At 62.1% G+C, this 16,993-nt stretch carries 14 protein-coding genes and 2 pseudogenes; 13 read left to right on the forward strand and 3 right to left on the reverse strand.

Annotated features, from left to right (window positions below; translation table 11 throughout):
• Position 1: 1 nt before the first annotated feature.
• The gene (locus FFS09_RS23135) at positions 2-1,318 is read right to left on the reverse strand and encodes a site-specific integrase (RefSeq protein ID WP_137921298.1); all 1,317 of its coding nucleotides are present in this window, start codon (positions 1,316-1,318) and stop codon (positions 2-4) included.
• A 241-nt stretch (positions 1,319-1,559) separates the two neighbouring features.
• Between FFS09_RS23135 and FFS09_RS31250 the strand changes: the two are divergent.
• Positions 1,560-1,790 (forward strand): annotated as a pseudogene (locus FFS09_RS31250) (site-specific integrase); the annotation flags it as partial.
• Positions 1,791-1,792: 2 nt separating this feature from the next.
• On the opposite strand, the gene FFS09_RS23145 reads toward FFS09_RS31250, so the two are convergent.
• Together FFS09_RS23145 and FFS09_RS23150 are read right to left on the reverse strand one after the other, a co-directional pair.
• The gene (locus tag FFS09_RS23145) at positions 1,793-3,019 is read right to left on the reverse strand and encodes a phenylacetate--CoA ligase family protein (protein ID WP_137921299.1); all 1,227 of its coding nucleotides are present in this window, start codon (positions 3,017-3,019) and stop codon (positions 1,793-1,795) included.
• Positions 3,020-3,034: 15 nt separating this feature from the next.
• Positions 3,035-3,847: an enoyl-CoA hydratase/isomerase family protein gene (locus FFS09_RS23150; RefSeq protein ID WP_252374484.1), complete on the reverse strand. Its 813-nt coding sequence runs from the start codon at positions 3,845-3,847 to the stop codon at positions 3,035-3,037.
• A gap of 106 nt (positions 3,848-3,953) precedes the next feature.
• On the opposite strand from FFS09_RS23150, the gene FFS09_RS23155 reads away from it, so the two are divergent.
• The 12 genes and pseudogenes from FFS09_RS23155 to FFS09_RS23210 all read left to right on the forward strand — a co-directional run.
• The gene (locus FFS09_RS23155; protein WP_137921300.1) at positions 3,954-5,021 is read left to right on the forward strand and encodes a CaiB/BaiF CoA transferase family protein; all 1,068 of its coding nucleotides are present in this window, start codon (positions 3,954-3,956) and stop codon (positions 5,019-5,021) included.
• A 123-nt stretch (positions 5,022-5,144) separates the two neighbouring features.
• Positions 5,145-6,383 (forward strand): thiolase family protein, encoded by a 1,239-nt coding sequence (locus tag FFS09_RS23160; protein ID WP_137921301.1) that lies wholly within the window; start codon positions 5,145-5,147, stop codon positions 6,381-6,383.
• Positions 6,384-6,409: 26 nt separating this feature from the next.
• On the forward strand, positions 6,410-7,171 hold the full coding sequence (locus tag FFS09_RS23165; protein ID WP_137921302.1) for an SDR family NAD(P)-dependent oxidoreductase: 762 nt from the start codon (positions 6,410-6,412) through the stop codon (positions 7,169-7,171).
• Positions 7,172-7,277: 106 nt separating this feature from the next.
• A complete protein-coding gene (locus tag FFS09_RS23170) occupies positions 7,278-8,075 on the forward strand; it encodes an ABC transporter ATP-binding protein (protein WP_137921303.1) in 798 nt (265 codons plus the stop codon).
• Positions 8,072-10,039 (forward strand): AMP-dependent synthetase/ligase, encoded by a 1,968-nt coding sequence (locus FFS09_RS23175; protein ID WP_252374485.1) that lies wholly within the window; start codon positions 8,072-8,074, stop codon positions 10,037-10,039. The genes FFS09_RS23170 and FFS09_RS23175 overlap by 4 nt, the downstream gene beginning before the upstream one ends.
• The gene (locus tag FFS09_RS23180; protein WP_137921304.1) at positions 10,036-10,920 is read left to right on the forward strand and encodes a branched-chain amino acid ABC transporter permease; all 885 of its coding nucleotides are present in this window, start codon (positions 10,036-10,038) and stop codon (positions 10,918-10,920) included. The genes FFS09_RS23175 and FFS09_RS23180 overlap by 4 nt, the downstream gene beginning before the upstream one ends.
• A gap of 2 nt (positions 10,921-10,922) precedes the next feature.
• A complete protein-coding gene (locus FFS09_RS23185; RefSeq protein WP_137921305.1) occupies positions 10,923-11,975 on the forward strand; it encodes a branched-chain amino acid ABC transporter permease in 1,053 nt (350 codons plus the stop codon).
• Between the two features lie 80 nt (positions 11,976-12,055).
• On the forward strand, positions 12,056-13,306 hold the full coding sequence (locus FFS09_RS23190; RefSeq protein ID WP_252374486.1) for an ABC transporter substrate-binding protein: 1,251 nt from the start codon (positions 12,056-12,058) through the stop codon (positions 13,304-13,306).
• A gap of 60 nt (positions 13,307-13,366) precedes the next feature.
• Positions 13,367-14,155 carry an ABC transporter ATP-binding protein gene (locus tag FFS09_RS23195; protein ID WP_137921307.1) on the forward strand — a complete coding sequence of 263 codons (789 nt, stop codon included), beginning with the start codon at positions 13,367-13,369 and terminating at the stop codon, positions 14,153-14,155.
• A 43-nt stretch (positions 14,156-14,198) separates the two neighbouring features.
• Complete coding sequence (locus tag FFS09_RS23200; RefSeq protein WP_137921308.1) at positions 14,199-15,350, forward strand: acyl-CoA dehydrogenase family protein; 1,152 nt, start codon at positions 14,199-14,201, stop codon at positions 15,348-15,350.
• A gap of 94 nt (positions 15,351-15,444) precedes the next feature.
• On the forward strand, positions 15,445-16,179 hold the full coding sequence (locus FFS09_RS23205; RefSeq protein WP_137921309.1) for a TetR/AcrR family transcriptional regulator: 735 nt from the start codon (positions 15,445-15,447) through the stop codon (positions 16,177-16,179).
• A gap of 137 nt (positions 16,180-16,316) precedes the next feature.
• Positions 16,317-16,883 (forward strand): annotated as a pseudogene (locus tag FFS09_RS23210) (IS5 family transposase); the annotation flags it as partial.
• Positions 16,884-16,993: the final 110 nt, after the last annotated feature.

The following is a 16,993-nucleotide window of genomic DNA, read 5'->3' on the forward strand; positions in this document are numbered from 1 at the left end:
ATCAATCCCAATAGGTGTCGGTGGCGGGCTCGTGAAACGAGGTTTCCAGCAGGCACTGGTTGTCCTCGGCGACGCGATACATGTCATCGAGCAGCGTGGCGATCACCTCGTCCAGCGAGTCGCGGGACAGGCAAGGAATGCTCAACTCGTAGAGTGTGCCCTCGGCATTCAGGCGCTGCATGGAAAAACGCTCAAAACAGGTCTGCTCGATCAGCCTGTGGCCGCGGGCCAAGCCGCGCGACTGCTTGCTGAAGCGGGCCAGCACCATCGTGACGCGCAGGACCGCCACGGGCGTTGTTCCTTCGGCCGGCGGGCGGGGAACGCCCGCCGGCGCTGTCCGCAAAAGCAACGCAGGCGGTGGCTGCTGAACGGCCGATGCCAACGCAGGCAGTCCCTGTTCGAACCGGGCTTGCAGGCTGGAATCCGACGTATCCAGGTAGCGCATGGCCGATTTGACATCCTTCCAGCCGACGTATTCCATCAGCTCCTTGATGTCCCAGCCGCTGGCGCGAGCCCAGCCGGCAAAGCCGCGGCGCATGGAGTGGCTGCTGTATTCCTCGGGCGACTCAACGCCAGCTTCGGCGAACAGGCTGCGCAGCAAGGGGATCAGGCTGTTGGCGTGCAGGCTCTCCTCGGCAACATGGCCCCAGCGGTCAATCTTGCGGAACACCGGGCCTTCGGTCAAACCGGCCAGTCCGATCCAGCCATTGAAGGCCGTGACGGGGCATAGGCGGGACAGGGCCGGGCATTTGAAAACGCGGCCCTGCAGTTGCCTGTCGCTTTTGCTGCGGCCCAGGTAGCAGGCCATGCCCTGGCCCGGCGTGACCTCGGTGTTCTCGACGCGCAGGTTGACCAGTTCGTCGGAGCGAAAGCCGCGCCAAAACCCCAGCAGCATCAGGCTGCGGTCGCGCGTGTGGCGCAGCAAAGCCAGTTGGTCGCCAGAGCGCTGGGCGTTGCTGATGGCGGTATCGAGCCACTGATCGATCTGCTGGAGCACCGCCAGTTCCAGGGGGCGCGCGCGCTTTTCTGGCACGCTGTGAACGGAGCGAATGCCCTTGAGGACTTGGCGCACCAAGGCCGATTTGGTGGGATCGGGAAAGCCCTGGTCGTTGTGCCACCTTGACAGCGCCGCCAGCCGCTGGCGCAGGGTGTTGATGGACAGGGTAGCTGCGTGGTCGGCCAGGTAGCGGGCAATGGCATCAGCCGTGGAAGGCAGCAGGCCTTTCCATTCGATCTCGAAATGGCGGATGGCAGAAGCGTAGCTTCGGCGCGTGTTGTCGCGCTCGGCAGCCTCAAGGTATTGGGCAAGACGGGTCATTTGACTGTCGATTGCGTGTGCTTTTTTGAATATTGCCGCGTCTCAACGCAGAGATGGCGAACAGCAGTATGCAGGTGATCCAGCCGGGCTCGGCTCGTGCAGCACCACAAAGCCGAGCAGGAGCCGTAGAACCGGCGCATCACCGCCATGTCGCGGACGAAGACTACCTTGCGCTGCCCCGAACATCCTCTTCGCTATCCAACTGTCTCCCACCATGGTGTAAATTCCTGCGCCCGGTCAGCCACGCCCGCCGCCGGTGGTGCTGAACTGCGACGAAGTCGCTCGTCTGATCGCAGCTGCACCGAACCCCAAGTATCAAGCGGCGCTTTCCGTGGCCTATGGGGCCGGACTGCTCGCCAGCGATGTTTGCGCGTTGAAGGACACCGATATCGACGGTGAACGCATAGCGCTGCGCGTGGAGGAAGGCAAGGACCTCTATGCCTTGCTCTCGCCCGTGCAGCTTGAGCGGCTGAGCTATGCGTATTTCCGATCGACCAGCACAGGTGCATCAATGACCAGATCGTCGGCGGATATCCATTCGACGGCGTCCAGCTTCAAACGGGTGCGTTGCTTGAAGATCTCATGAAGAGCCTTCTCGACCGTAGCCGCGTCAACGCCCGGATGCAAGACGCCGCGCAGGGTGACCGTCTCGCGGTGTTCCTGCTTCGTGACCACCACTTGAGCGCGCTGCATATGCGGAACCTGCATCAACACCTCCTCGACGTTGCGTGGATAGATGAAGATCTCTCGGGCCTTTACAGCCTGTCCGACCCGACCTTTCAAGAGACTGATGTGGCTCACAAAGCCATCGGCTGATGCGACACTTCCACTCGCCACATCGCCGGTGCCAAAACGCACGAGGGGCCAGCCACGGTCCAAGGTGGTGACCACGATCTCACCGGTTTCGCCCAAGGGCAACGGGGTGCCCGTTTGCGGGTCGCAAATCTGGACCAGCCTTTCCGGCTGCACGGCGTAGCCCTCCTGACCCGTTTCCTCGTAGCCGATGAGGCCGAAGTCGCCGGTGGCGTACGCAGAAAAGATCTTGATGCCGTACCTCGTCTCAAGCGCGCGCCGCTTGCCCATCCAGTCACCCATTTCCCCACCGAGCAGCGCCGACTTGACCTTCCAGGCGCCGGGAAGCTGGTGGCCCATGTGCTCCAGGGTGTTGACCAGCGTGACGAAGAAGGCGGTGGAGGCGCAGATGCAGGTGACACCCAATTCCAGGATCAGTTGGGCCTGCTGTTCGGCGCCCCCCGGGCCGCAGGGGATGACGGTGGCGCCCGTGGCCACGATGCCTTGGTCGAGCAGGACGCCTGCGGGCACCAAGTGGTACGACCAGGTGTTCAGCACCCGGTCCTGCGGGCCGATGCCTGCGCGCCGGAAGCAGTGAGCGAAGCCGTGGCCGTCTTGATCGTCGTTTAACTGGGGCTCGTAGATGGGTCCAGGTGACACGAAGATACGCCGTATCGCCGCTTCGTCGGCAGCCAGAAAGCCGCCAAAAGGTGGCGCCTCGCGTTGACGGTCCAGCAGCGCATCCTTGCTCGTGACGGGCAGTCGCGCCAGGTCGGCCGCGCTGCGGATGTCCTGTGGCGTCATGCGGGCGCGCTCGTAGATGTCGCGGATGGCGGGCGCTCGGTCGTAGGCGTTTTGCTGCGCCGCGCGCAGCGCGTCGAGTCGATCCAGCGGCAAGGCATGTGTCATGGCCAATCTCTCCGCCTATTGACCGGTGAATCGCGGCGCGCGCTTCTCTTCGAACGCCAACAGCCCTTCGCGCTGGTCGGCGCTGTGCGCGTGCACTTCCGACGCGAGCAGTTCCAGACGCAACGCCGTCTCGACGGGTTGTTGAAGGCCATCATCGACCAGTGCCTTCATGCGCCTCAAGCCCAACGGGCTCTTGCTGGCGATCTTGTCCACAAGCGCTTGTGTGGCCGCTTCCAGTTCATCGTGATCGACCACCTGGTTGACTAACCCGGCCTCTACCAGCGCTTCAGCGCTGAGAAATTCACCGGTGAAAAGCAGGTACTTCGCGCGTGTTGGCCCTATGGCGCGGGGCAGCCGAACCGAGCCACCTCCGCCCGGCAGCAAGCCGTAGTTGGCATGGGCATCGCCGATCTTTGCGCCGCGAGCGGCAAGCACCAGGTCGCAGCAGAGCACCAACTCGAGGCCGCCGGCCAGGGCCAGCCCATTGAGCGCGGCGATCACCGGCTTGGGGAAGCTGTCCAGCCGGTTCATCGTGGCCAGGACGCTGTTGAGAAACAGACCAGGGCCGACCGATCCCGATTGCGATCGGACGTACTTGAGATCGGCCCCGGCGCAGAAGGCCCGGCCTGTGCCGGTGAGAACGACCGCCCGCACGTCCTGGTTCTCCTCGGCGTCGTTCAGGGCCTGATCGATGCCGCTGAGCACCTCCGGCGTGAGGGAATTCATCGCCTCCGGCCGATTCAGGCGGATCCACATTGCACCTTCGCGAACATCTACGACAACAGCGGGTGACAGCATTTGTTCTCTTTCCATGGCTTGATTTTTCATGAGCAGATTCTGCGATTCAACCGTGGGATCGGTTGTTGGGGATTTCCATTACTACAAAGTCGTTTAATTTACTTTACAGTAAAAATGAATCAACCAGAAGAGCACCATGAACCATCAGATTGCATCGCGTGGATCTCCGCTGAAGGGGGTCAAGGTCGTTGAGTTCGAGGGCATCGGACCGGGGCCTCTGGCCGGCATGCTGCTCACGCAACTGGGGGCGGAGGTCACCGTGGTGGCGCGTCCGGGCCCTGGCGATTTGCCGAAGGATCTGACGCCGCGCGAGGATGGATTGCTGTCGCGCGACAAGCGCCGGGTGGTCCTGAACCTGAAACAGGAAGACGACCGCACCCGGGCGCTGGAGATCGTCGCGGCCAGTGACGGATTGATCGAGGGCAACCGTCCGGGTGTCATGGAACGCCTGGGTCTCGGGCCGGGTGTCTGCGGGCAACTGAACCCGCGTCTCGTGTACGGCCGCATGACCGGTTGGGGCCAGGACGGACCGCTGGCGCAGGCCGCTGGTCACGACATGAACTATGTCGCGCTTACCGGCCTGATGTCGCTGACGGAGCGTCCTGGCCATCCGCCCATGCTGCCTCCCACGGTGCTGGGTGATGCAGCGGGTGCGCTGGGTTTCGCGCTGGGCATGGTGTCGGGATTGCTCGCGGCCAAAGAGAGTGGGCAGGGCTGTGTGGTGGATGGCGCCATCGTGGACGTGCTGGCGATGTTGTCCCCGCTGGTGCAAATCATCAGCGCCTCCGGCGGTTTTGATCCGGGTGTGCCCAGTGTTTTCCACGACTCGCCCTTCTACGACCGGTACATCTGCGCAGACGGCCGCTACATCACCGTGGGGGCTATTGAGCCCCAGTTCTACGCGCTGCTCCTGCAGCGCCTGGGTCTGACCGATGTCGTGTTGTCCGATCAGATGAACCGGTCTACATGGCCGGCGCTGAAAGCGCGAATGACAGCTCTTTTTGCATCGCACCCCAGTGCCCATTGGACGCAAATTCTGGAACGTACGGATGCCTGCTATGCGCCGGTTTTGAACCTGACCGAGGCAGCCGCACACCCCCACAACGTGGCGCGTGGCTTGTACCGCGTGACGCCGGGTGGCGACATCGAGACGGCGAGGGGATTGCGCTTCCTTGCGCTCACCGATCGAGCCGCCGACGTTTGATCGGATGTCGGGATTTCCCTAGTGCTTCGACATCAATTTTACTCTACAGTAAAATAACTTTATAAACAGTAGATTGGCGTCAATGAGGCGCTTTCCCATAGGCCCGCTTACAGGAGAAATGCATTGGAAGACATCTATGTCATTGGTGTGGGAATGACCCCGTTTGGTCGCCATCTGGACAAGGACATCAAGCAGATGACGCGCGAGGCGACCGAGGCGGCGCTGGTGGATGCCGGGATCCGGCAAGAGGACCTGCAAGCGGCCTTTTTCGGCAACACCTCCCAAGGTCACATGGAGGGCCAGCACATGATCCGCGGGCAGATTGCATTGCGCGCCATGGGGATCGGTCGCATTCCCGTGGTCAACATCGAAAACGCCTGCGCCAGCGGATCGTCCGCGTTCGTGTTGGCATGCAACCATGTTCGTGCGGGTGCGGGCGATGTGGCCTTGGCTATCGGCGCGGAGAAGATGTTCACCCCGGACAAGCAGAAGATGTTCTCGGTCTTCGACAGCGCCTGGGATCTGTCGCGGGCCACCGACATCCGCGAAGAGCTGATGAAGCTCGGGCGCGATGTGGCGGTTCCGGAAGGCTCGACCTCTCCCCGGCCCTACAGCGTGTTCATGGATGTGTACGCGGCCTTCGCGCGCTCCCACATGCGCACTTTCGGCACTACGCAACGGCAGCTGGCGGCCGTCTCGGCCAAGAACCACGCGCATTCGGTCCACAACCCACTGTCGCAATACCAAGTGTCGTACAGCATTGACGACGTGCTGACAGCGCCACCGATCACCTACCCGCTGACCTTGCCGATGTGCTCGCCTGTGTCGGACGGCGCCGCCGCGGTCATCGTGTGCAACCGGTCTGCGCTCAAGCGGTTGAACATCGACGCGAGCCGGGCAATCCGGGTGCTGGCCGCTGTGGTTCAAAGCGGCTCCGCGCGCAATGAGGAAGACGTTGCCAACCATTGCACGGCGCTGGCCGCGCGGCGGGCGTATGAGTTGGCCGGCGTGGGGCCGGACGACATCTCCGTGGCCGAAGTCCACGACGCCACTGCCATGGGGGAAATCATCCAGTCTGAAAACCTGGGCTTCTGCGAGTTCGGCCAGGGGGGTGTGATCGCCGAGCGGGGCGACACCCGCATCGGTGGGCGCATTCCCATCAACCCCTCGGGAGGCCTGGAGTCGAAGGGACATCCGGTTGGTGCGACGGGCTTGGCGCAGGTGCACGAGCTGGTGACCCAGCTTCGCGCGGAAGCCGGCGCGCGGCAAGTCGAAGGCGCCCGCATCGCATTGGCCGAAAACGGCGGCGGCCTTGAGGGCATCGAGGAAGCCGTTGCCTGCATCTCCATCCTGGCGCGCTGAGCGCCTCACCGAAAGAAGAGACAAGCATGGACATCAAGAACACGGTTGCGCTGGTGACTGGTGCGGGTTCGGGGCTCGGCCTGGCGACCTGCAAGGCCCTGGTCGATGCGGGCGCCAAGGTGGTGGCGGTCGATCTGGATGAAGACCGCCTGATGCGCGAGATGGCCCCGTTGGGCGACAGCGTGCGTGCGCTGAAAACGGATGTGGCCGACGACGCCAGTGTGAAAGCTGCCGTGGAGTTCGCGGTCAACACGTTTGGGGCGTTGCATGTGGCGGTGAACTGCGCGGGCATCCTCGGCCCCTGCAAGACCTTGTCCAAGGGCGAGCTGTTTCCGCTGGACCTCTGGAACCGCGTGATCGGTGTCAACTTGACCGGCACCTTCAACGTCATCCGGCACGCCGCCCTGGCCATGTCGCAGAACGACGCGAACGCGGATGGCGAGCGTGGCGTGATCGTCAACACATCGTCAGGTGCAGCCTGGCAGGGGCAGATGGGTCAGGCCGCCTACAGCGCCAGCAAGGCGGCCGTCATGGGGTTGACCCTTCCGGTGGCGCGGGACCTGGCGCAGCACGGCGTGCGAGTCGTCGCGCTCGCCCCCGGTTTGTTCGAGACCGGCATGTCGGCAGGCATGCCGACCAAGGTGGCGCAAAACATCATCGAGAAAGTCATCCTGTTCCCGAACCGCATGGGGCAGGCGCCGGAGTTCTCGGCGCTGGTCCGTCATGTGGTGGAGAACGCCTATCTGAACGCCACCACGCTGAGCATCGATGGCGGGGCACGGCTCTGACGGTATCGGACATGGCAGCCCGAACAGAACACCACCACGAGACCCCACAACGGTCCGAACAAGGAGACTCGATGGACATGATCCCACCCGTCAAGGGGCACGCGTCATGACGGCAACCACCAGTGTCAACCCGGACGGTGTGGTGCTCTCGGCCCGCAACCTGTTGCTGCAGTTCGGTGGAATTGTCGCGCTCAACGATGTGTCCATCGATGTGCGCAAGGACGAGCTGCTGGCCATCATCGGTCCGAATGGCGCGGGGAAGTCCTCGCTCATGAATTGCCTGAGCGGTTTTTACCGTCCCAAGAAGGGCGACATCACGCTAGGCGGGCTGAGCGTTCGCAACATGGCGGTCCACGAAGTCGCGGGCCAGGGCTTGGCCAGGACCTTTCAGGGCACGCACATTTTCTCCGGCATGACGGTGGTCGAGAACCTGATGGTGGGCCGCCACATGCACATGCGCTCGAACCTGGCGCAGTCGTTCCTCTACTTCGGCGCCGCTAGGCGCGAAGAGGTGGTCCATCGGGAAGTGGTGGAGGAAATCATCGAGTTCCTGGAGATCGAGGCCATCCGCCATGCACCAGTGGGCAGCCTCGGCTACGGACTTCGCAAACGCGTGGACTTGGGTCGGGCGCTGGCCCAGGACCCCCGGATCCTGTTGATGGACGAGCCCATGGCCGGCATGAACGCGGAAGAAAAGGAAGACCTCGCGCGCTTCATTCTGGACGTGCGCGAAGCCAAACGGATTCCGGTCGTGCTGGTGGAGCACGACATGGGCGTGGTGATGGATCTGGCAGACCGCATTGCGGTGCTGGACTTCGGTCGCAAGATCGCCGAGGGAACCCCCAAGGAGATACAGGCAAATCCGGCCGTCATGAAGGCCTATCTCGGGGAGGGCGGGCAATGATGCTCAAGATCGAAACACTGCCGCAACTGTTGCGACGCCACGCGGACGCCACACCCGAGCGGCTGTCTCAGCGCCACAAGCAGCGCGGCATCTGGCGTGAATACACCTTTGCGGAGGTGGAGCGCAATGTGCTGGAGCTGGCACTGGGCCTGCACCACATGGGCGTGCAGCGCGGCGCGACGGTGGCGATCATTGGCGAGAACGAGCCGCAGCACTACTGGGCGGAGTTCGCGGCGCACGCGCTGGGCTGCAAAGTGGTCTCCCTGTATCCGGATCTGACGGCGGACGAAGTGCAGTATTTGCTGGAGGACAGCGAGACGGTCTGCCTCTTCGCCCAGGACCAGGAACAGGTGGACAAGGGCCTGGACGTCAAGGGCAAGCTGGCGCTGCTTCGCCATGTCGTGTACTGGGATGACACAGGCATGTGGTCCTACAACGACCCGATCCTCAGCACCTTCAAGTCGGTGCAGCAGCAAGGGCTTGAGCGGGATGCGCAGGACCCTCGGCTGTACCGTTCGTTGGTCGCGAAGGGCTCGCCCGATGATGTGGCGGTGCTGTCCTACACCTCGGGGACCACGGGCAAACCCAAGGGGGTGGTGCTCACGCACCGCTTCCTGATCGACAACGCGCAGCGCCTGATCCATGCCACCGATGCGAAACCGGGCATGGAGTATCTGAGCTACATCGCGCCTGCCTGGGCCACCGAGCAAATCAACGGGATCTCTGCGGGCCTGGGGCTGCCCATGGTGGTCAACTTCCCGGAAAGCCCCGAGCAGGTGCTGGCCAACATCCGCGAGCTCGCCGTCGAGGCCATGACCTTCGCCCCGCGTCAATGGGAAAGCATGGCCTCCTCGGTGCAGGCCCACATGCTGGACGCTGGGCCCCTGCGGCGTGCCGTCTACGAATGGGGTATGAAGGTGGGGCACGCCTTCAACGTCGGTCGCCTGGATGGCAAGCCGATCGGCTGGCTGGATCGCCTGCAATTCCCCTTGGCCGAAGCTCTGGTTCTGCGGCCGTTGCGTGACCAGTTGGGGCTGACCCGGCTGCGCATTGCCAGTTGCGGTGGTGCCACCATGGCGCCCGACGTGTTTCGCATGTTCCATGCAATGGGCGTGCCCTTGCGGAACATCTATGGCTCCACCGAAACCGGCTTGCTCACGTGCCACCAAAGTGATCGCTTCGACCTCGAGACCGTAGGGCACTGGATGCATGCGCACCCGGAGGCCGGTGCTCCCCTCGAATGGCGGGTGAGCCCGGACGGCGAACTCCAGATCCGTGGTGGAAGCCCTTTTCTGGGCTACTACCGACGGGAAGGGTCGGTCGAGTCGAAGGTCAAGGACGGTTGGTTCTACACCGGTGACGCCGTGACCAAAACCGACCGTGGTGAGCTGGTTTTCCTCGAACGGCTGTCGGACTTGAAGCGACTTCGCAGTGGCGACACCTTTCCGCCCCAGTTCGTCGAGACGCGTTTGCGGTTCAGCCCTTTCATCAAGGACATCATGACCGTGGGCGATGAGGGGCGCGACTTCGTGGCAGCACTCATCAACATCGACATGGCCGTCCTGTCGCGCTGGGCCGAGGACAAGCGAATCGGTTTCTCGACCTTCACCGACCTTTCGCAGCGTCCCGAGATCGCGGTCTTGATCCGCCAGGAAATTGCGCGGGTCAACCAGTTTCTGCCACCCCATGCACGGGTGCAGCGGTTCGCCAACTTTCCCAAGGAACTGGATCCCGACGAGGGCGAGCTGACGCGTTCGCGCAAGCTGCGACGCGAGTTCTTGGAGGAGCGTTACGGCGCCTTGATCCAGGGCTTGTACGACGGTTCCCGGGAAGTGCGAATCGACATACCTGTGACCTACCAGGACGGGCGTCGAAGCAACTTCAACGCGCAGGTATTCATTCACGATGCTGACGGATTCAGTTTGAACACTTCGACCGAACCCCATCGCAGGAGGCACACATGAGCGATTTTCTGAACTACCTAATCAACGGTGCGTTGTCCGGTCTTCTCTATGCCCTCATCGCGATGGGCTTCGTGGTGATCTACCGCGCATCCAAGGTGTTCAACTTTGCACAGGGCGAGCTGGTGGTCTTCGGTGGCTACATGGTGTGGTGGACCATCATTCAGATGGGCATGCCGGTGTGGATCGGTTTGCCGGTGGCCTTCGCCAGCGCGGCGATCTTCGGCTTGATGATCGAGCGCATATTTTTCGCGCGCCTCGTGGGCGAGTCGGTGTTCTCGATGGTGATGGTGACGATCGGCCTGTTGATCTTGATTCGAGGCATCGTCCTGGTGCTCTTTGGTCCGCAGGTCCGCGCGTTCCCGATCATCTTTCCGCTGGAACCCATCATCCTCGGCGATGTGGTGATCTCCCGCTCGCTCCTGTATGGCGGCATCCTGACCATCGTCATTGGCCTTGGCCTTTCTTGGTTCTTCAACCGGACCCGCGTGGGCTTGACGATGACGGCCGTGGCCGAAGACCACCAGGTGGCGATGTCCATGGGAATTTCGGTGCAGCGCTCCATCGCATTCGCCTGGATGCTGGGAGCCGTGCTCTCGACGCTGGGAGCCATGGTGCACCTGAGCGGTCGGTCGATCAACATGATGAGTTCCGACATCGGTCTGGCGGCGCTGCCAGTGGCCTTGCTCGCCGGCTTGGAATCGCTTGCCGGACTGCTGCTGGCCGGCGTGCTAGTCGGTGTCATCCAGGGGCTGGCGTCGGCCTACCTCGATCCGTTGGTGGGCGGGGCACTGGGCTCTGTCTTTCCTTTCATCATCATGCTTTTGATGTTGTTGATCCGTCCCACCGGCATGTTCGGCTGGAAAACCATTGAAAGGGTATGAGCATGGATCCCGCAGGTGTTTTCGCAACGTCGTTTGCCCAAGACCAGGCGCTGGTCCGCACGCGAAGCCAGGCCGTGACGCTGGGCTTGTTCGTTATGTTCATGTTCGCTCTGCCGTGGATCGCCGACGCCCGCTCGGTGGCGGTGATGACCTCGATGCTGATCACCGCCGTGGTGGTGATCGGGTTGCAGATCAACACCGGTCTTGCCGGTCAGATCAACCTGGGCCAAGCGGCGTTCATGGGCGCGGGCGCGTACGCCACCGCGCTGCTCGCGACGAAGGGCGGCATGCCGTTCTGGATCGCGCTGCCGGTCGGTGGTGTGTGCGCCGCCTTGTTCGGTCTGGTGTTTGGACTGGCTGCCGTCCGGATCAAGGGTTTCTATCTGGCGTTGACGACGATCGCGGCACAAATCCTGTTCCATTTCATGGTGCTGAACTTGCCCGCTGCCTGGATGGGTGGCTCCAACGGCATCACGGTCGAACCGGCGCGGCTGTTCGGCTGGGCGCTCGACACCGATGCAGCCGTCTACTACCTGTGTCTGGTGGTCGCCTGCATCATGATCGCGGGCGCCTATGGCGTGGCGCGCAGCCGCCATGGCCGGATCTTTGCGGCCGTTCGGGATGACGACGTCGCCTCCGGAATGATGGGCATCGACGTGGTGCGGACCAAGGCATTGGCTTTCCTGCTGGGCGCCTTCTACGCGGGCATCGGCGGCGGTTTGTGGGCGTACTACGTGCGCTTCGTCTCGATCGACCAGTTCACCCTGATCCACTCTATCTGGTTCATCGCCATGGTCATTGTGGGCGGCATGGGATCGGTGACCGGCGCGCTGATTGGCGTATTCGTCATCCGGTTTGCTCAGGAATTCTTCACCAGCGTGGGTCCTTCCCTGGTTGAGAACTTCTCGTTCCTGAGTGGCGACGTGGTCTTCGCCGCGCTGAACATATTTCTGGGCGGCATCATCGCCGGCTTTCTGATTTTTGAGCCGCGTGGATTGATGCACCGGTGGAACATCCTTAAACGTTCCTACCGCATGTGGCCTTACCCCTACTGATGCCGAAACTTGCGGCCGTCCGCTGCGCTGGAGGACGGTTGATTCGTGTTGGACAGCGTGATCAAAACCAGGAGACTTGTGTGACTACAAAAAATGAATGTCTGTCGGCCTTCGCCCGTGTGGCGCGATGCGGTGCTTTGGCCGCCGGTGTGTTTGGTTTGGCGGGCGCTGCCCAAGCACAGACCACCTACAACGTCGCTGGCTTGGCGGACTTTACCGGTCCGTTTGCCGATGTCATGAAAGACATGACGGGTTGCCGAAAAGGCGTTCTCGACTGGTGGAGCGATGAGGTGGGCAAGGCGCAAGGCGTGGCACTTCGCGTCAAGGAATACGACACGCGCTACGACGTGGCGCAGGTGGCCAGTCTGTGGCCCGGCATCAAGTCAGAACTGGACCCCGTGGCCATTCTGGGTATCGGCGGCTCGGATGCGGCGGCCCTGCAGCAGCGATTACCCAATGACAAGGTGCCTCAGGTCCTTGCGACCGCCGGTTATGGCTTTGCGTGGAAGAGCGACAGCTGGGTGTTCAACGCCCGGGCCACCTATCCGCACGAGGCGGCGGCTTTCTACACCTGGTTGCAGAAGAAATCGGGCTCCAGCGCACCCATCAAGGTCGGTGTGATCTCTTCCGAAGTGTCCCCGGCTTATGTGGATATCCACAAGGGCATCGAGAAGTTCGCGAAAGACAACCCCAAGATCTTGGAGGTCGTGGAGACGGTCTACACCGAAGCCCAACCCACCGACCTGACCCAGCAAGTGAACCGGTTGATTCGCAAGGGCGCGACCGTGCTTCAAGTCTTCAACAACACGGCCTCCGTCGTGGCGACTCGTCGAGCCCTGCAAAGCCTTGGAAAGACCAACATCCCGATCGTCATGTCGGCCCACAATGGGTTGATTTCGTCGGGCAAGGCCTTGGGCGGTCTAGAGCAGATGGAAGGCAACTACGAGGTCTACGGGATGGCCATGCCCACGGAAGATCCGACCACGGCGCGGGCATTCTTCGAGAAGCTGCGCACCAAGTACAAGGCACAGGTCAGCTACACCTCAGCCTGCATCATGGGCATGAGCCAAGGCCTTATCGTGGCCAGAGCCTTCGAGCAGGCGGTCAAGATCAAGGGTGTCAAGGACGTCAAGGGGGAAGACGTCCGGGCGGCGCTGCTGTCGACGCCGATGCCGAGCGAACGCAGCTTCGGTGTGCTGCCCAATATCCAATATAGCAAAGACGCGCCGTTCCCCACCGAAGGCATGGCAGTCAACATCGGTACTGTTGAAAAGGGCCATTACAAGCTCCTTGAGCAGAGCGTCCCCGTGCCTGTGCTGAGCAAGTGGTAACTGCAACCCGGCGTGGATACGGTTCGTTCGGGATCCACGCCAACCCAACCGGAGACACTTGTGCTTGAACTGAACAACGTTGAGGTGTTGTACAGCGATGTCATTCTCGCTGTAAAAGGCATTTCAGCCAAAGTGCCTGCTGGGCAGTGCGTGACCTTGCTGGGCGCGAACGGTGCTGGAAAGAGCACCACGCTGAAGGCCATTTCGAACCTGATCAAGACCGAAGACGGTCGCGTGACGGCAGGCGCCATCACCTTTGATGGTGTCGACATCGCGGGGGGAAATCCGGCCGCCCAGGTCCAGAGGGGGCTGGTACACGTCATGGAAGGTCGCAAGGTTCTGCGCCACATGACGGTGGAACAAAACCTGGTGGTCGGCGGGCACATGGGCAATGGGCGCGATGCCAAGGAACTGCTTGACGAGGTGTACGGCCGTATCAAGCGGCTCGCCGCATTGCGCAACCGTACCGCGGGCTATCTGTCCGGGGGTGAGCAGCAGTTGCTGGTGATCGGGCGTGCTCTCATGGCCAGACCGAAGCTGGTCATGATCGATGAACCCTCGCTCGGCTTGGCGCCGCTTATGGTGGAAGAGGTCTATGGCTTGCTGTCTGAACTCAAGGCCAGTGGCCTGACACTGCTGATCGTCGAGCAGAACACGCGCGTCGCGCTGGAGCTGGCCGACTACGGCTACGTGATGGAAAGCGGCCGGGTCGTGCTCGAAGGCCCATCGGTCAACCTCAAGAGCAACGAGGACGTGCGCGAGTTCTATTTGGGTCTGACGGTGGACGGTGAGCGCAAGAGCTTCAGGGACATGAAACATTACCGCCGCCGAAAGCGGTGGCTGGGCTGATGGGCACGTGCCCCGCAGGATCGACAACATTCAAGGATGAGCGATGACGAGCGTTTCCAATGCATTTTTGAGCGAACAGGAAGTGATGATCCGGGAGTCGGCCCGTCGCGTGGCCAGCGAAGTGGTGGCCAGCACTGCGGCGGAACGTGACCGCAGCAGCGCCTGGCCCTACGATGAAATCCGCGCTGTGGCCGAGGTTGGCTTCATGGGGATGCTGGCGCCACAGGCCTATGGCGGCGCCGGGCTGTCGTTCGTGGAGTACTGTCTGGCGATCGAGGAGTTCGCCGCGGCGGACGGTGGTTTTGCGACCCTGATGCATGTGCACAACTCGTCCGCGCACGTGCTCCGATCGTTTGGCACCGAGGAGCAGATGCAGTTGTACCTGCCCGAGTTGGCCAGCGCCCAACGCATTGGGGCTTTTCTGTTGTCGGAGCCGCATGCCGGTTCCGACACTGCAGCCATCCGCACCACGGCCAAGCGCGATGGTGACAGCTATGTGCTCAATGGAAGCAAGCAGTGGATCTCCAACGGCAGCGAGGCCGGCTTTGCCCTGGTGGTCGCCGCCACGGGAGCACCGGGCGCTCGCGACCGCTTCAGCTTGTTCATCGCGGACCCGAAGGACCCGGGCTACGAATGCCTTCGAATCGAAAACAAGCTGGGCCAGCACACGGCGCACACCGCCCAGATTCAGCTGGACAACTTGCGTGTGCCGGCGAAGAACATGATTGGCGAGGAAGGGCGCGGTTATGGCAAGGCCCTCTCGTTGCTGTCCGACGGCCGTATCGCGATCGCAGCGCTGTCCATTGGCATTGCCCGCGCTGCCCTGGAAGCCGCGATCCGGTACGCGAAGGAGCGTGAGGCCTACGGAAAACCGATCGCCGAATTGCAGGCCATCAGCTTTGACCTGGCGGACATGGCCACGCAGATTGACGTGGCGCGCCAGTTCATGTTGTATGCGGCGCGTTTGACGGATGCGAAGCTTCCGTCCATCAAAGAGGCCGCGATGGCCAAGTTGTTCGCCAGTGAAATGGCGGAGAAGGTCTGTTCCGCTGCGCTTCAGGTGCACGGTGGCTATGGGTACGTGAACGATTTCCCTGTCGAGCGCTACTACCGCGACGTGCGGGTGACGAAGATCTACGAGGGAACCAGCCACATTCAACGGCTGATCATCGCCCGGCAGATACTGGCGGGTTGACGCACGCTCGGACGCTTAGCTCTGTGATTTTGCCTGTCCGATATCATCGAAACTCAGCCCTTCTCCGGGCAAACGCGCACAGGACACTGCAAGAATGAGCACGCAAATCGACGCCAAGCCGAAGCCGCGACCCCGTGGCCCGGCCAAACGCCTGGCCAAGGGAGTGAAGTGGAACAACGCGGTCGGCGGCGCGGACGAGCAATACCAACTCAAGAAGCAGGCGGTCATTGCGGAGGCGTCTCGCACGTTCGGCCGCCACGGGTACAAGAACGTGTCCCTGGACGAAATTGCCGCCGCGCTCAACGTCACGAAGCCTGCGCTCTACTATTACTTCAAGAACAAGCAGGAACTGATCTACGAGTGCCACGAGCTGTCGATGAGGCTCGGAGACCAGGTCCTGAAAGATGCCATTGCCTCGGAAACAACGGGGTATGAACGCATCGCGACCTTCATCAAGAACTACATCTCACTGCTGACCGACGAAATGGGGGCCCCCGCCATCCTCCACGACTTCTCGGCGATGACGGCGGCGGATCAGAAGAAGATCACCGCGAGGCGCCGCAAGTTCGATCTGGAGTTGCGCCAGGTGTTCGAGGATGGCGTTCGAGACGGGTCCATCGCGCCGTGCGATGCCAAGCTGGCGGTGTTCTGGTTCATGGGGGCCGTCGGCGGGATTTCCCAGTGGTTCCACGCAGAAGGTCGCCTGCGTGGCGATGAGGTTGCCGACATTTTCATCGGGCTGCTGGCCCATGGCATTCGTCCGGTTGCGTCCGGCAAGACGGGGACGGTGGCGAGGACGAAATCTTCTGATAGGCCAGGGTCCGCTTGAGATGCGCCGGATTGGCCGATTCCTCGGTGGGCAATGAGGAAATGGCTTCGTACTTTCCCACCTAGCAGGCTGCTGAAATACTTCGACGCAAGCCCCGTGACTTGATCCAGACGAAGGCGTAGGCAGGACAATGCGGCATGCGCGGATCCGACACCTTCACCGAAAGCCTGTTCAGCATCAAGAAACTCGATGACTTCGTGCCGGCGACGCACCCGCTGCGAGCCATTCGCGCGATGGTCAACGACGCACTCGTCGAGCTCGAAGATCTGTTTGCAGGCATGTATGAAGACGCCAGCAAGGGCGGGCGTCCCAGCATCGCGCCGCAGAAGCTGCTGCGCGCGATGCTGCTGCAGGTTCTGTACTCGGTTCGCTCGGAGCGCTTGCTGATGGAGCAGGTGCAATACAACCTGCTGTTTCGCTGGTTCATTGGGCTTTCGATGGAAGACAGCGTCTGGGTGCCTACGGTGTTCAGCAAGAACCGCCAGCGGCTGATAGAGCACGACGCGGTGGTAGCGTTCTTCAACCAGGTGCTCGCGCAGGCCCAGCGCAGGAACTGGTTGTCCAAAGAACACTTCAGCGTGGACGGCACGCTGATCCAGGCCTGGGCCAGCCACAAGAGCTTTGTGCCCAAGGACGGCGATGGAGGTGGCAGCGGTGGCAGCGACTTCCGCGGCCACCCGCGCAGCAACGACACCCACGAATCGGGGTCTCCTCGTTTTCAGTGCAATAAGTGACGGTACGCAAAGCTAGCACTGGCGCGGGGGTGGTCTGGGTAGACCGTTGATTTCATTGACTTTCCTGTTCGCTTTGTAAA

Source organism: Hydrogenophaga sp. 2FB (assembly GCF_005503365.1).
Classification (GTDB): Bacteria; Pseudomonadota; Gammaproteobacteria; order Burkholderiales; family Burkholderiaceae_C; genus Hydrogenophaga.